17 protein-coding genes and 3 pseudogenes are annotated in these 11,198 nt (G+C 40.4%); all 20 read right to left on the reverse strand.

Annotation, left to right across the window (positions count from 1 at the left end):
- Positions 1-604, reverse strand: a pseudogene (locus B4237_RS01000) (P22 coat - protein 5 family protein); the annotation flags it as partial.
- A gap of 12 nt (positions 605-616) precedes the next feature.
- A complete protein-coding gene (locus B4237_RS01005) occupies positions 617-1,423 on the reverse strand; it encodes a hypothetical protein (protein WP_278596663.1) in 807 nt (268 codons plus the stop codon).
- Between the two features lie 110 nt (positions 1,424-1,533).
- Complete coding sequence (locus B4237_RS01010; RefSeq protein WP_151764902.1) at positions 1,534-1,836, reverse strand: DUF7681 family protein; 303 nt, start codon at positions 1,834-1,836, stop codon at positions 1,534-1,536.
- A gap of 59 nt (positions 1,837-1,895) precedes the next feature.
- Positions 1,896-2,168 (reverse strand): hypothetical protein, encoded by a 273-nt coding sequence (locus tag B4237_RS01015; protein WP_286940840.1) that lies wholly within the window; start codon positions 2,166-2,168, stop codon positions 1,896-1,898.
- Positions 2,165-3,250: a minor capsid protein gene (locus B4237_RS01020; RefSeq protein ID WP_286940842.1), complete on the reverse strand. Its 1,086-nt coding sequence runs from the start codon at positions 3,248-3,250 to the stop codon at positions 2,165-2,167. Before B4237_RS01020 ends, B4237_RS01015 begins: the two co-directional genes overlap by 4 nt.
- Positions 3,216-4,619, reverse strand: a complete 1,404-nt coding sequence (locus B4237_RS01025; RefSeq protein ID WP_286940844.1) for a DUF4055 domain-containing protein — start codon at positions 4,617-4,619, stop codon at positions 3,216-3,218. The genes B4237_RS01020 and B4237_RS01025 overlap by 35 nt, the downstream gene beginning before the upstream one ends.
- Before the next feature lie 7 nt (positions 4,620-4,626).
- On the reverse strand, positions 4,627-6,123 hold the full coding sequence (locus B4237_RS01030; RefSeq protein WP_286940846.1) for a terminase: 1,497 nt from the start codon (positions 6,121-6,123) through the stop codon (positions 4,627-4,629).
- A 15-nt stretch (positions 6,124-6,138) separates the two neighbouring features.
- On the reverse strand, positions 6,139-6,600 hold the full coding sequence (locus tag B4237_RS01035) for a terminase small subunit (RefSeq protein WP_000729883.1): 462 nt from the start codon (positions 6,598-6,600) through the stop codon (positions 6,139-6,141).
- A gap of 301 nt (positions 6,601-6,901) precedes the next feature.
- Positions 6,902-7,384 carry a hypothetical protein gene (locus tag B4237_RS01040; RefSeq protein ID WP_286940850.1) on the reverse strand — a complete coding sequence of 161 codons (483 nt, stop codon included), beginning with the start codon at positions 7,382-7,384 and terminating at the stop codon, positions 6,902-6,904.
- Positions 7,385-7,419: 35 nt separating this feature from the next.
- Positions 7,420-7,590, reverse strand: a complete 171-nt coding sequence (locus B4237_RS17680) for a crAss001_48 related protein (protein WP_414632335.1) — start codon at positions 7,588-7,590, stop codon at positions 7,420-7,422.
- A 27-nt stretch (positions 7,591-7,617) separates the two neighbouring features.
- Positions 7,618-7,785: pseudogene (locus tag B4237_RS01045) on the reverse strand (DUF2829 domain-containing protein); the annotation flags it as partial.
- A 78-nt stretch (positions 7,786-7,863) separates the two neighbouring features.
- On the reverse strand, positions 7,864-8,139 hold the full coding sequence (locus tag B4237_RS01050; protein WP_286940852.1) for a putative HNHc nuclease: 276 nt from the start codon (positions 8,137-8,139) through the stop codon (positions 7,864-7,866).
- A complete protein-coding gene (locus B4237_RS01055) occupies positions 8,132-8,287 on the reverse strand; it encodes a hypothetical protein (protein WP_286940854.1) in 156 nt (51 codons plus the stop codon). Before B4237_RS01055 ends, B4237_RS01050 begins: the two co-directional genes overlap by 8 nt.
- Positions 8,288-8,299: 12 nt before the next feature.
- The gene (locus B4237_RS01060; protein ID WP_286940856.1) at positions 8,300-8,482 is read right to left on the reverse strand and encodes a hypothetical protein; all 183 of its coding nucleotides are present in this window, start codon (positions 8,480-8,482) and stop codon (positions 8,300-8,302) included.
- Positions 8,483-8,486: 4 nt separating this feature from the next.
- Positions 8,487-8,609: a hypothetical protein gene (locus B4237_RS01065; protein ID WP_260564124.1), complete on the reverse strand. Its 123-nt coding sequence runs from the start codon at positions 8,607-8,609 to the stop codon at positions 8,487-8,489.
- A gap of 315 nt (positions 8,610-8,924) precedes the next feature.
- Positions 8,925-9,329: a Gp49 family protein gene (locus B4237_RS01070; protein ID WP_286940859.1), complete on the reverse strand. Its 405-nt coding sequence runs from the start codon at positions 9,327-9,329 to the stop codon at positions 8,925-8,927.
- A gap of 122 nt (positions 9,330-9,451) precedes the next feature.
- Positions 9,452-10,009, reverse strand: coding sequence for a hypothetical protein (locus tag B4237_RS01075; protein WP_286940861.1), 558 nt, complete (start codon positions 10,007-10,009; stop codon positions 9,452-9,454).
- Positions 10,010-10,281: 272 nt separating this feature from the next.
- Positions 10,282-10,683, reverse strand: coding sequence for a hypothetical protein (locus tag B4237_RS01080; protein WP_278596675.1), 402 nt, complete (start codon positions 10,681-10,683; stop codon positions 10,282-10,284).
- Positions 10,680-10,907 carry a hypothetical protein gene (locus B4237_RS01085; protein WP_257736699.1) on the reverse strand — a complete coding sequence of 76 codons (228 nt, stop codon included), beginning with the start codon at positions 10,905-10,907 and terminating at the stop codon, positions 10,680-10,682. The genes B4237_RS01080 and B4237_RS01085 overlap by 4 nt, the downstream gene beginning before the upstream one ends.
- Positions 10,900-11,198: pseudogene (locus B4237_RS01090) on the reverse strand (hypothetical protein); the annotation flags it as partial. The gene B4237_RS01085 and the pseudogene B4237_RS01090, both read right to left, overlap by 8 nt.

The raw sequence follows: 11,198 nt of genomic DNA on the forward strand, positions 1-11,198 counted from the left end.
GTCGTAACAACGAATCATCATTTGCTTCATTTGCTTTAGTTAATTGCCCAAGCGTACGCATGTTTGCGCCTGCGGTGGTATCAATTACCAACTGTAAGTCACCTTTCGGCGCACCATTGTCTTGAAGAGCTTTCAACGCAAGAGCACTGTCTTTCAAATTGGTTGCAAAAGGTGTTGTACCTGCTACACCCACTGCGCGAGACGCACCAACTGCCAAACCTGCAACATCCGCTTCAACTTCGTTCGCAAGCGTACGCATTGCTTGAGCGAACTGATCACGAAGAATCGTGTTGTAAGATGCACCGTTATTATCAAGTGCAAGCTTTTCTTCACCATTCCAACGCACAGGGACGCGACGAGCTTTCGTAATGGTCATATCGACCTTGCCAATAACTTGATCGCCATCATCTGGTGGTGTCACACCAGCAACAATATCAGATGCAGTTGCAGCAGGTGCTACAGGTGAGGTTACTGTTTGTCCTTTAGCAGCGCGGTCATAAGTCAAATCAGATGAAACTGCTGGAATAAAACCAGTTAATTCACGAGATACAACATCAAGCGCATTAAAAATAGTGACCGTTAGGCCCGTTAAAGTGTTAGCCATTTATTAGCTCCATTAATCAATTACATTGCCGCCTTTGCGGATATAGTTAGCTTTTTCAGTAGGATTCATTGCATCGAACTCACTACGTTTAATTGTGTTTTTGTTGCCTGAATTGTTGCCACCTTGACCACCTGCACCATTAGGTTTTGGGAAGAAGTAAGGTTTTGATTCGCGAATATCTTCAATCCACTCTTTTGGAGTAAGTGGGTTTTTGCCATCTTTACCAATAATTACGTCACCATTTGCATCAATCGCAACTGCATTGCCGTTTTCGTCTAATGAGAACTTAGATAATGCGAGTGCTGTAATGTCATCAGTAGCTTCCGATAAACCTTGAGCCGCACTGAATGCTTGAGCAATTTGACCTTTAACAACTGACTGCTTAAACTTATTTGCATAAGCTTCTGCCTTGTCAGCTCGAGCCTTTTCAGCATCGAACAACTTCTGATGTTCTGCTTTTAATCGCTCGGTACGTTTTCCGAATACTTCGTCAATCTTGCCCTCAGCAAGTAATTTCGTTTCTTCATCTTGCCCAGCTTTTTGAAGCAAACCTTTTACTGCTCCGATATCCAATCCTTCAAACTGACCTTTAAAATTGGTCAACTCATCAGATAAGGTTTTGTTCTTGCCTAGAAGCTCGTTGTTTTTGGCTTTGAGACCTGAAACATGTTGCTCAACATATTGGTCTAGCTGTGCTTTGATCGCTGGATCTTCAAAGTTGATCTGTACTGAGCCTTGCCCACCAGAACCACCTTCACCACCATCTGCACCAGCTTGATTTTGTAAAGACATTAATTGGCGTTTTAAAAATTCAGACATCTAAAATCTCCTAGAGATACCGCCTTGCGGATTTAATTGTTGGAGCCTTTGGCTTTGCTTCAGGCAATAAAAAAGCACCCGAAGGTGCTAAGGTTTGAAATCCAAGTATTTTAGAAACTGGTCGGTTGAGCCACAGAGCGAACCAAATACATAAGAGCTGTCTGAAAGTCAGTCTTAGCCATTGCAGCAAAGCGCTCAGGGGTTGCTAATTCAAGACGATCCCATTCCTCCAGATCGTGGACTTGTTGCCCTGCGTCGCATTTACAGTTGTATCGTTGAGTGGCAATGTGCTTTTGTACTTTTTCAATTACAGATTGCACTTGTGGACCAATGGCTTTAATTTCATTCATCAGGTTAATTTCTTCCTGAGATAAATCTCGATATCCTTTGATCTTTTGATGTTGGTTTTCCATTTTCTTTCTCACAATAAAAAAGCACCTCATTGGGTGCCTATGATTTAAATTTGGTTTGGTTAATACTTAGTTTTTTGGTGTTCGGCGGTACATGTCTGGAATGCAACAAACCATATCTTTAACCAATGATTTGCTGCATCCCGCATTACGATTGCATCAGCCCGACCATTATCAAAGCTTGGCTTAAGCTCATAACGCATAGAGAAATGATTAAACTTAAGAACTTTGTGATGGTCTTTTAGGTTTGTTTTTTCAAGCTTTTCTAAGATTTCACGCTCAAATAACCACACAGTGCGCTTTAACCCAGTTTCTTTTGGCTCAGATTTACTCATAATCCCAACCTCTTAAACATTTCTTCATCAAGCTTTTTGAGTTCAGCAAGTGTGAATGGCTGACCTGTTAAGGGATCTACAAACTTATCCAATGAGTACTTACCATCTTTAAATAGTTTGTATCGTGATGGCCCAAGCCAAGACTTTTGAAAGACTGCATCTTGTTTATCAAACCAACCTTTAAAAGTTGTATTTGAATCCACAACACCTATTTCACCTTCACCATTCACTTTATTGTTGAATGGACGCATGCCGATTGTTTTACCTGAGTCATCAGAAACAGGAATGAGGATTGACCTACAGTTAGGGTGAAGTGGCGGCACAGGATGAGGCTCATCCTTCTTGTAAACCTTGTCTGAATAGCCCATACAGATTTTAGAAGTTCGACTATCCAGTGTTGCAATGAACTTCACATACTCGACACCAAGCGCAGTGTATGTTTCATTCAAGGCCACATTTGATACATGACTTCGAGCAGTACGGACCATTGTAGAAATCTGGTTTCTACTCTGATCAAGCAATCCATCTTGGTAATTAAGTGCTTTCTTGCCCTTAATTCGCTGCACGATCTGTTGATTCGTTTGACCTTGAGATAGGCCATCCCTAATGGTCTGCTCTACTCTTACTCGCGTATCATCTGCAATCCTCGCAAAAATAGAATCAAGCAGTACACCACCACTTAAAGGCGTTTTCTTTGTCTTGTTGAATAGCGCCTTGCCATTTGGCTCTATCTTGCGATTAGCGAGAGTTTTAGCTTGATATGTGGCTTCGTATACTGCCAATGCTGTAGCACTTACAGTGAAACTCTCAAGTAATCCAGTTGCCACACTTACTTGCCAAGTCTGAACTAATGTCCTAACTTCTTTTAATGCTGGTGAAGTGTATTGTCCTGCCATTAATGCAGTCATTTCCGCATCACTTAAGCCATCCAATAAATCCCTTAATTTTGAAATCATCTCAAATGAAAGAGAATCAAACTGAATTAAGAGTTTATTGATTTCAGTTGAAGACAGCCTATAAAGATAAGCTTGATGAGAAACTAAAGCATCAAGTAGCGCTTGTTGTGACACCTGATTGTTCATTAGTCACCCCTGCAACATACCCAGTCATAGGGCTGTTGGTCATTTCATTTTCAATGCGATCAAGTTCTTGTGAATATTCAATATCTGGGATTTTCCCAGTTCTGATGTAATCCCAATAGGTCTCCATAGATATTTTGTTAGCTAGAGCTGCTTCATATAGCTGCTTAGCAAGGTTCACATCAAATCCGAGAGAACCAAAGTCAGGTTTTACATTGAAGCGGTAGTCTTTATCACTAAGCCCAAGCCACAATGCACCATATTTAATGACTTGCTCAATCGCCTCCGCAGCAGTAATAACCATTCCGTACAATGTTGAATACTGATCATCTTGACGAGCTTTTCGAGCTTCGCCTGATTCAGCACCACCAATATCCATTACACGAGCACCAGCCTCTAAAGCTGCATTCTTTTGGTCACGCATTGCAGTGCGTTTAGCCTCAATGCCTACACCTTGAATTTCGAGATATCCACATTGCCCACCTTGCGGTAATTGCCATGCAGCCATTGGACCCGTCACACGCAAAGGCTTATCTTCATCAACACCTGAAACCCAAGGTTGAGGATGACTAGTTAAATGCAACTCTTGGAAATATTCAGCACTTAACTGGTAATACTTAATAGCCGCCTTAGCCATTGTCATTAAAGGCATTTCGTCAATTGAAGGCGTATTATTCATACTGCCAACGTAAACAACAGGAATAAACGAAAGTGTCTTATTACCTAAGCCCGGATATGTTTCTTCAATTACTGTATTGTCGTCAGTAAATAATCTTGATCTGTATTTGCCGTCAATAATATCAAGAGCTCGGTAAAAGCACTCTTTATTGTGAGCAAATTCATCTTCAGAATTATCATGAGCTTCCTTAAAAACTGAGAGTGTTAAATCTGTACGACCTGCAACTGTCTTTTCTTTCCAGTTAATGCCGTCTTTTGCCCAATACAAAGCGATATATGGCTTGCCAGACTCATCAAAATCAAGCATCAAAGCACAACGTGCATAAGAAAGCTGAGCCTCAACAACTCGCAGAAATAATTGCTTTAAGCCAAAACCATCTGTAGTTGCTTGTTCAATTAATGGTTTTAGACGTGAATCTACAATATTGATATCTGGCTCAAGTTTTGACACTAAACCAATCATTGCTCTTTTAGAATCACGCACCCATTCAGGATATTCTGCTCGCTGCTTGAATGACTCATAGATACACTTATTTTTTGGATCTACTTCTTCGGCCATTATCATGCCTTGGGACTTTGGTAAAAGCGTTACACCTTGCTCTTTTACACAACGTTCCCCACCCAAGGCATAATCCATAAATTCCCAATCCGGCATTGCCTTTGCATAATCCGGATGAACAGTACTAACTGTCATAATTCACCTACAATAATCCATAAATTGGAGTCTGCGAAACCACCCTAGATTTCTTGCTCATAGCCACAGCAAACATACGGAAGCCATCAGCACCGTGTGAGTGAATGTCATGAAGTGGGTTGTCTTTCCAACATCCAAGCTTGTCATTCCACTCTTTTCGGTAGTTCTCAAGATGAGTGATGCCTTCTGCACATTTGTACTCATCAAATTCACATAGAGGCAAAATCTCACGAACCTGCTCAATACCATCCATCACCGTTATATTTGGCACCACTTCGAAGTTGACTGAGTACTTCTCCCCGTCATCAAGCACATAGCCCTCTTTGGCAATGTCTAAACGAGACTTCCCATCATTCATAAGAGAGCGGTTTTTAATGTCGTGCGGAGCATAATGCTTGCTGTACTTGTAGCCTTTTTCTTTAAGCACTTTGAAATAGTGCCGCATACCTTCGCCTGAGTTTTCGTAGTAGTCGATAACTTGATAACAAGTATCTGATAGCTTCCGAATAAACCAGATCACCATAGAGTCTGAGACACCCAAGTCCCAAAATGTCATGACAGGCAAATGATCATTTGATGGCAATGAACCAATGCGTTTATTGGCATACAAGAATTTAAATTGGTTCTTGTAGTAAGCACCTTCAACAGACTGAGCAAAAGCTTCACTAGGAATACTTGGATATTCCCGCTTCATATCCTCGCCAAGAGTTTTCTCTTTTGAGTGATACCAAGCCCTTTGCTTTGGCGTTGTTTTAATCTTGTACTTAACTTCCAGTTCTTCAAAGTATTGAACTAGGCGCTGTGGGAGTTCTTCAGTTGGTTCAATTTCATAATCAGCATTCTTCCACCAAGAAAAGAAAAAGAACTTCCAATCAAGTGGGCTTAGTTTTTTGCTGAGTAGTAATAACTTTTCTGCTAATTGGCAGAATTCGTAGAAGTAACCGCTTTTACCCTCTGCTGTACTTTCGAGTGTGATACGACCTTTAAGGCTTACTGCTTCAAATGCACCAGTAACAATCTCACGTGCTTTATCTGGGAACTTCGCACAAATCTTACCGAACTCAGACACATGTAATCGGTCTAAAGTTCCACCACGAAATGAAGTTGAAACGGTAATTGAGCCACCTTTAACAAATACAAGCTCATCCTTAGTTTGAATCTCTAAAGGATTGGCTGCTTTGATAAGGTGTGGCAAGCGATCGTAAGCGTACTTAACCTTTTCACGGAACAGACGCTTAGCATCATGTAATGTATGGGCAATCAAAGCACACTTATCAGACATGAACAATGCAGCATCTAACTGAATCATGCACATCTCAGTGGTAAAACCTAACTGACGTGCCTTTAAGATGATGTTACGTGTCCATTCGTTTTCGAAGTATTCAAGCTGTTCAAGTGTCATCTTGAACTTAACTTGCTTACCCTCTTTATTCGTAATGTAGTAAAGATTATTTAAGCGCCATAACTGGTCTTTAAGTTTCGCTTTATGCTCGGGATTCAGCATGGCTACTCCTTATAGTTACGCATCCTTCCCTATTTCATCCATCAATTCTGATAATGACTGAACTTCAAGTGTCAGCTTATTCTCTTGTTTGTCAGCTAAGCCAAGCTCACGGGCAACAATAGAAGCATTAAGCAATCCAGCACTTGCACCTTCAAACTTTTGAGTGAAGATAACCCTTTTGATATCGCTACAGATTCCAATAAAACCTTCTTTAGAGCAGTAAGTTGCCCAAGTTTCGTCAGAGATATCAAGAAAGAAACATAGACCTTGAATGGTCATTGCGCGCATCTTCGGCAAATCTTCAACAGTTACAACGCCCTCATATGCAAATGCCTTCGCCTCTTCTAGTGGGTTATCTGTAACCCATTCAAAGTATTCACAGGCAGCTTCCCATAGTTGTTCTGGATCTTCAAAGATCGGTTTACGACCGTGAGAGCTGCGCTGCTCCCAGAATCTATTACCGATTGGAGCTGCCATATATTTACCTCATTAAAAAACCGCCACTTGGGCGGTCATAACTACTTCACAATTTCCAACTTTTCCAAGAACAGATCTAGCTCTTCCTCAGAATTAAACTCTAGATCTAGGGTGTCATTGGAGGTTAAAGTTAAAACTAACTTATAAAAATCTCTATGAGCAAATTTATTGTTTTCTGATGTAGCCTTTTTCACTTTTACCACATGATTTAAATTAATGTATTCGGATTTATGCTGAACAAACATTATTTTTCCTTTATTAGTAATGATTAAAGAAAAAACAATATATCTTAGCTGCTTAACTATTCCAACACATACTTAAGATCATCAGGCGTTTCCAAATAACACCCGTTTTTATTGCAGAATGCGTGAATGTCGTTTAGGTATTCAGTGAATTGAGCTGTGCTTGCATCTGTAGTGCTCATTAGCTCACAAAGGCCATTTGCCACATCTTGGTAGAGTGGATGTTTAGAATCCTTCAGCTCTCTAACAGCCTTGAATGTTTTCTTATATTGGCCAACGTCATCACGGTCATAGATTTTTGCTAAGAAGTTCTTCTTGAAGAACAGATGCTCATAGTCTTTATCTGTACCTTGACCTTTAGCCCATTGATTAAGCCACATCCAGTACAAGCGGTTTTGAGCCTTTGAACGATCTTTCTCTTGTGGTGCAATCAATACGACTAACGGCTTCCCTTCACTCGCTGCCTTTGCATGATTAGAATTTAGATACCCAATTACATAGTTGATGTCAGAATGGTTTTTGATGACGAATCTAGGTTCCATTTTGACCTCGCAATAAAAAACCACCCGTGGGTGGCTTAAAATAATGCAATCCGCTCTGCTAAAACATCATTATAGGCATCCATATGCTTTTGTTGCTCTTGCAGTAATGCCCATTGTTCATTATCAATAAAAGACGGCTGACCTTTATTCAAGAAGTTTTCTAAAGCATCTAGTTTCTGGGTTAATTCCAACTGCTCCAAACGCACTCGATCTTGTGGAGTTTGTGACTGGTGATATGTTCTATCAAAAACATCTTTAGGTGACCACGAGATATAGCCAGAATGACGATCATCGTTAGGGCTGCCACCATCAAGATATTCAACTAAATATCCCTGTTGGTATGGGTCTTCATTTTCAGGAATCTGCCAGCCACGATACTGGTTGTATTCGCCAAGTGTCATCGTTTTTGCTTTAAGGGTTTTTGTGCCTGTGTACTGATACATATTATTTCTCACAAAAAAAAGAGCCGTATGGCTCAGTTAAAAAATCTCTTTGTCCGTTTGATTCAACATCCTTCCAGTCTTTTCTAGCATCTTTGCGAACCATTCAACCGACTCTGATCTATTCATCTTTTGAAATTGGTCGTATTCCACGTGATGATTCCTGCACAATGGAATCGTTTTAGAGTCACAGGCTTTCAATCCCATGCCCTTACCGTGACCTGATTGATTGCTATGGGCAGCATCCACTGGCGACCTGCCACACACCACACACGGCAGCTTTCTAATTGCTGCTAGTCGCTTTGCATCACGCATCTGGATGCTGATCTACAAGCTCATCAATCTTCTGAACTCGATAACTTAACGCTTCTTTTACATCTTGTGGGATACGTGGATCGAACTGCATGCCACGCATAAAATTAGCAACTGATTCAAGTTGCTCAAGCAATTCTTCGTTATCCATTTTGCTTTCCTCTTACGGTCTCGCATAGCGTTTTATATTGTGCTGAATGTTATTGATGTTCTTATCTATATCGTGAATGCGTTGCTGACATGCTTGCTTAAACTGAAACGTTGAATTGAGATGATTAAGACTTTCCAATTTTTCTTTGTCTTGATGTAATGATTCAAGATTCTTCTTTGCTTCGACTAGGTCCATACAATCACCAATTACACCAAACCAAATAAGCTGCAAATAACATCACAGCCAAATAAAACACCGTTTTGATTACGTTCTTAAACTGCTGACAATCTTCTTCAATTTGTTTGAGTTCTTCTTCGTCCATAGCGCCACCATTTAGCTACATTTACTTTGCTAAAAATTAAAAAGGGCATGGCAAACTGCCACACCCTTGCCTTAGATTACGATATTGATCAGCTCGGCAACTGATCTACCGCTACTCACAATCACACACACCTAACATGCACGGTCTGCTTTACTTGCTTTCAATCCTCTTTAGGTCGGGACGCCACTCCCTAGTTTAAGCCCACAAAGGGAAGTTTACTCGATGGCATGTTCCACTGGTCAGCACTCCAGTAGGCTTGGGTCGCCTTTTTACAGGCAATAAAAGCCCCACCGAAGTAGGGCATAAAGAGGAAACTTAAAACTGTTTATCTAGTTCAGCTTGGTAAAGCTTTTCTTTCAATAGATAGCCTTCAAGCTGCCAGATTTTATTACGTGCATTTTCATACGCAATCTTCTGACCAATTTCAGCATTGAAGTTTTCAGGACTTGCACATGCTGATTCACCCGTAACTGTGAAACCGTTTTTCAAAACAATTACACAGAAAGTTAATAGGTCAAGCTGCTGTGGTGGATTGATGAATCGCTCACCTTCAGGTAGTGAATTAAATTCTTCAGAAGATGCGAGTGCGCCTGCATAACCATCACCAGCCGTAAAGAAATGAACGCTTTGAATAACTGAATCAATATGATCAGGAGTTAATCGTGGCGCATTTAAGTTTTTAGATTGAATTTCTTGCTCAATCTGTTTTTCGTTTGACATTTTCTTCTCACTTTTCGATAGACAACAAAAAAGCCCACCTTTCGATGAGCCTTAATGATTGGTCACTTTACCGTGTAATACGACCAGTATAGAAAAACTATACTCTAGTTATCAAAAAAATGCTAACAATTATTTTTAGCTACTTTGTAAGTTTCTTTCTTATACTTTTCAATAGCTTTTGCAGCTTCATCTATTGCCGACTCTATTGCCACTATCATGAGGTTTTCGTATGCCTTCCATGTTTGTCGATAAGAGCTAACAGACATTTGATGTGTTTTCATCCCTGCATAAGCCAAACGACCTTTTGCAGTGTAGTTATCTTCAAGATCAGGGTCTAAGGCGAAATCTAAAACCATTTTCGCTACTAACCACCCTAGATGATACATTGCAATGCCCTCAGGCTCTCGCTTCTTATCACTTACAGCATTCTTGATTAAGATATTTGCCAAGTGTTGACGAACATACTCATAATCACTCTGAGCCTTGCCATCAAATATAATCAAAGCTGTTACTGACTTTGCTAATTGAGTATCCATTGAAGCAATAGCACCCAAGCGATCTTGATAATCCAATGGTTTCTCTCCTGTGCCACGAACACATGGTTCTAAACTTGGTGAACTCGCTGTTAAGCCATGAGTCAACCATTCAAACTGTTCAAACTTAGCTGCTACTGCATTCATACCGTCACCTCAATTCTTTTCTGATCGTTCTATGTGTTTTCTTACTCGCTCACGACTTTCTTTGTTGTAGTCTTTGAGCTGCTTATATGCAGATCCAATACCCACAATGTAGAAAATCATGAGTATTGGAGATAAAACTAAGCGCGAAATTATGAGTAGTAACTTTAGAAACTCTTCTAGTGAATCAATTAGATCATTCCATGCATCTGAGTACCAATGCTTCATCTTCTGAACATTCCAACGTCTTGCTAGGTTTAATGCTTCTCTATCCATCACCCACCTCTCAACCGTTCAATAAGCTTCTCAATCCACTGGATGACTAATCCCTCTTTGATCTGTGCAGTAGTGCCACGAATTACAAACCAACCGTTTACAGCTGCTGCTGAATACTTCTCACAGTCTTTTGTGTAGCCTTCGCCTCTTGTATGACGACCATTGCTAAAAACACCGCCTTCAACCTCAACCAAGATAGGCATGTCATCAATTCTGAAATCTGCAAGCCATTTACGCTCAGGGTGAAAACGGAACTCTTTAGTGAATGGAATCTTTAAAGCATTGAGGTGATTCTCTAAAAGAGCTTCACCTTTGCTGACCTTTGATCTAAATTTCTGTTTGACGTTTGATCTAGCCACAGGTTTTGATCTACTTCTTTGAGCCTCTTTGAATGTGGTCATTCTTCACCAACCCTTTCCAAAATTGTTTGGATTGCTTTAATTGTCATTTGGTGATTTTCACTAGGAACGACGAATAAACTTGCTATAGATTCACACTTGCGTCTGTACTTTTCAGCTCGTGCTGCATGATGCTTGTACTTCTTATCAAGCATCTCATTAAACTCAAGCAACTCAGCATGTTCTTGCTGAAGCTGCTCAAGTGTCATGTTCATGTAGTCACTCATCAGACCCCCCCTTGAGCGCTTGCTCTTCTTTTAGAATTTCATGCAACTCATATCCAAAACCATAGACAAAGCTTTGCTCTTTATCAGTCAAATGATCGCAATCCGCCTTACCCTTCATTGCATAAACTGTATTAAGTGCTTCCTTTATTTTTCCTTCTAATAAATCCACCCGCTTTTGCAGCTCACCATTCTTATGCTCTAAGTCTTTTACACGTTGAGATTGCTCATTGAATCGCTGACCTTGATCAATCAATTGCTTTTGCAGCCCATCCACTTTGGATTGTTGGTAAT

Origin of the sequence: Acinetobacter sp. UBA6526, assembly GCF_002434875.1 — a bacterium.
Taxonomy (GTDB): Bacteria; Pseudomonadota; Gammaproteobacteria; order Pseudomonadales; family Moraxellaceae; genus Acinetobacter; species Acinetobacter venetianus.

What these genes read in the sequence shown, in the direction of transcription:
- B4237_RS01005 (WP_278596663.1), bottom strand. Translation starts at nt 1,423, where the DNA reads ATGTCTGAATTTTTAAAACGCCAATTAATGTCTTTACAAAATCAAGCT.
- B4237_RS01010 (WP_151764902.1), bottom strand. Translation starts at nt 1,836, where the DNA reads ATGGAAAACCAACATCAAAAGATCAAAGGATATCGAGATTTATCTCAG.
- B4237_RS01015 (WP_286940840.1), bottom strand. Translation starts at nt 2,168, where the DNA reads ATGAGTAAATCTGAGCCAAAAGAAACTGGGTTAAAGCGCACTGTGTGG.
- B4237_RS01020 (WP_286940842.1), bottom strand. Translation starts at nt 3,250, where the DNA reads ATGAACAATCAGGTGTCACAACAAGCGCTACTTGATGCTTTAGTTTCT.
- B4237_RS01025 (WP_286940844.1), bottom strand. Translation starts at nt 4,619, where the DNA reads ATGACAGTTAGTACTGTTCATCCGGATTATGCAAAGGCAATGCCGGAT.
- B4237_RS01030 (WP_286940846.1), bottom strand. Translation starts at nt 6,123, where the DNA reads ATGCTGAATCCCGAGCATAAAGCGAAACTTAAAGACCAGTTATGGCGC.
- B4237_RS01035 (WP_000729883.1), bottom strand. Translation starts at nt 6,600, where the DNA reads ATGGCAGCTCCAATCGGTAATAGATTCTGGGAGCAGCGCAGCTCTCAC.
- B4237_RS01040 (WP_286940850.1), bottom strand. Translation starts at nt 7,384, where the DNA reads ATGGAACCTAGATTCGTCATCAAAAACCATTCTGACATCAACTATGTA.
- B4237_RS01050 (WP_286940852.1), bottom strand. Translation starts at nt 8,139, where the DNA reads ATGCGTGATGCAAAGCGACTAGCAGCAATTAGAAAGCTGCCGTGTGTG.
- B4237_RS01055 (WP_286940854.1), bottom strand. Translation starts at nt 8,287, where the DNA reads ATGGATAACGAAGAATTGCTTGAGCAACTTGAATCAGTTGCTAATTTT.
- B4237_RS01060 (WP_286940856.1), bottom strand. Translation starts at nt 8,482, where the DNA reads ATGGACCTAGTCGAAGCAAAGAAGAATCTTGAATCATTACATCAAGAC.
- B4237_RS01065 (WP_260564124.1), bottom strand. Translation starts at nt 8,609, where the DNA reads ATGGACGAAGAAGAACTCAAACAAATTGAAGAAGATTGTCAGCAGTTT.
- B4237_RS01070 (WP_286940859.1), bottom strand. Translation starts at nt 9,329, where the DNA reads ATGTCAAACGAAAAACAGATTGAGCAAGAAATTCAATCTAAAAACTTA.
- B4237_RS01075 (WP_286940861.1), bottom strand. Translation starts at nt 10,009, where the DNA reads ATGAATGCAGTAGCAGCTAAGTTTGAACAGTTTGAATGGTTGACTCAT.
- B4237_RS01080 (WP_278596675.1), bottom strand. Translation starts at nt 10,683, where the DNA reads ATGACCACATTCAAAGAGGCTCAAAGAAGTAGATCAAAACCTGTGGCT.
- B4237_RS01085 (WP_257736699.1), bottom strand. Translation starts at nt 10,907, where the DNA reads ATGAGTGACTACATGAACATGACACTTGAGCAGCTTCAGCAAGAACAT.